The organism is Bradyrhizobium sp. Kon58 (genome assembly GCF_055807455.1).
The window spans coordinates 1-299 of the sequence record NZ_JBVVOT010000332.1 but is presented as its reverse complement, the minus strand read 5'-3'; the positions used below and the strand labels follow the sequence as shown (position 1 = coordinate 299).

The window sequence follows — 299 nt, the reverse complement described above, 5'->3', positions numbered from 1 at the left end:
GTGAGCCTGCGCGATGTGCACCAGTCGTTTGGTGACAACCCGGTGCTCAAGGGCATTGACCTCGAAGTGCTGCGCGGCCAGGCGGTCTCGATCATCGGCCCGTCGGGCTCGGGCAAGTCCACGATTCTGCGCTGCATCACCGGGCTGTTGCAGCCCCAGCGCGGCAGCATCCGCGTGGGCCAGACGCAGGTCGACACGCTGGCGCAGGAAGCCCAGCGCATCGCACTGCGCAAGCGCGTCGGCTTTGTCTTCCAGCACTGACAAATGCGGGAACAAGTTGTATTGCTGGAAGACAAAGC

At 63.9% G+C, this 299-nt stretch carries 1 pseudogene; it reads left to right on the top strand.

The annotated features are described in order from the left end of the window. Nucleotides 1–255, top strand: a pseudogene (locus AC0L20_RS40665) (ATP-binding cassette domain-containing protein); the annotation flags it as partial. Nucleotides 256–299: the final 44 nt, after the last annotated feature.